This is a genomic window from Nitrincola nitratireducens (assembly GCF_000585235.1).
Classification (GTDB): Bacteria; Pseudomonadota; Gammaproteobacteria; order Pseudomonadales; family Balneatricaceae; genus Nitrincola; species Nitrincola alkalisediminis.
Map to the genome: position 1 here is coordinate 1 of NZ_AONB01000052.1, position 1,516 is coordinate 1,516.

The following is a 1,516-nucleotide window of genomic DNA, read 5'->3' on the forward strand; positions in this document are numbered from 1 at the left end:
GAGGCTGCCAAGCAGCAATCAGAGATTGAATCTTTAGTTTTATTTGGTTCAAGAGCAAAGGGTAATTTTCGAAAAGGTTCTGATGTAGATATTGCTGTGAAAGGCTGTCGGTGACCTATGATTCGGTTATACGATTGAGTGATGTGTTGAATGAAGTGCTACCTCTACCGTACTTTTTTGATGTGTTGAACTATAACACCTTATCCGACCCTGAGCTGAAAGCGCATATTGATCGTGTAGGCTTAGAAATTTATCTTATAAATAAATAGATGTAAACGGTAGGAATAGCGGTCACCCGCTATCCCCGAAGCATCGATCTGGTGATTTAAAGCCAGCCACTGATTTTTTAGTGGGGCACAAAGCCGATGGTTTAGCTTAGGCACTCTACCCACCTCTTCCAGAGAGCCGCCGTAAATACGTCCGTGTAGGCTTGAATGCCGCATCCATGCGGCATGCACTCTCTGAAAGGGGTGGGCAGAGCGCTTTGGGTAGCGTTGTGGTGTTCTATGCAAAAGTTTTTAAAAGCATCACAGTTAAGGCGGTCAGTCAGCCAAATCAGGCTGCTGATTGCTCTATTGATATCTGAAGCAAGTAATGCTCGAGCTCTGAATCTGTAATAATTTCAAAATCCGTATACAAAGCCACTGGTTTAAGTGACTTTCCGTTGCCTTGTTCTAAGCGTACAAAGCCTTTTTCACTTAACACTTTTAATGTGTTTGACAAGTTCGATTTTGCTCGACCTGTTAACTCAGACAGCTTTGTTAGACTTTCGGGCCTTTCAGAGTCCATCAAACGTAGCAGCTCAATATTTTCTGGACGCAAAATCTGAGATATCGCGTTGATTGAGGTGTACCAAATCTTCGGTTCATTTTCTTGAGGTTTATATTTACCCTGAGCAACGGCCAATAACCTGATACGAATGAGCTGTTCAGACATAATTCCGATTCTTGCTTTCATATTATTTACCTTCTATTGCTGCGATGGTTTTATCTATACCCTCAAAGAAATCCTGAAGTAGAGTATAGCAGTCAGAGAATTCATAAGGTGTGCCTTGGTCAACGGCTGATTTGTGCAGATGATCGAATTCATAACGTTTACCACTGAATTTTTTACCTTTCGGAGGCTTTACAGCATGAGCATTGTCATATCCAAACACCCTTTTGTTGTATTTATTATGTAGAGTGAGATTGTAACGAATACCATGTGGGCGCTCTTTTGTTGGAGGAACGCTCCATGCCTCAATTTTCCACCAGTAGCCATCGTCTCTATGAACTTGCTCACCATTCATGCTTAAAAGTACATCAATCTCATCCATGTTGAAAATCTCAATATCATGTTATGATCTGAGTATAACATTGTATATATGTAATGCAAAAGATTTGTTGGTGGGGCATAAAGCCGATGGTTTATCTTAGGCACTCTACCCACCCCTTCCAGAGAGCCGCCGTGAATACGTCCGTGTAGGCTTGAATGCCGCATCCATGCGGCATGCACTCTCTGAAAGTGATGGGCAAGT

General features: G+C 42.2%; 3 protein-coding genes. 1 reads left to right on the forward strand and 2 read right to left on the reverse strand.

Going from position 1 to position 1,516, the window contains the following annotated elements:
- Nucleotides 1-114 (forward strand): nucleotidyltransferase domain-containing protein (locus D791_RS22130; RefSeq protein WP_202806916.1); only part of this gene is annotated, 114 nt, incomplete at its 5' end.
- 441 nt (nt 115-555) lie between these two features.
- On the opposite strand, the gene D791_RS18530 is transcribed toward D791_RS22130, so the two are convergent.
- Nucleotides 556-957: an HVO_A0114 family putative DNA-binding protein gene (locus D791_RS18530; RefSeq protein WP_036514991.1), complete on the reverse strand. Its 402-nt coding sequence runs from the start codon at nt 955-957 to the stop codon at nt 556-558.
- Between the two features lies 1 nt (nt 958).
- Nucleotides 959-1,315 carry a toxin-antitoxin system TumE family protein gene (locus tag D791_RS18535; RefSeq protein WP_036514994.1) on the reverse strand — a complete coding sequence of 119 codons (357 nt, stop codon included), beginning with the start codon at nt 1,313-1,315 and terminating at the stop codon, nt 959-961.
- Between the last annotated feature and the right edge of the window lie 201 nt (nt 1,316-1,516).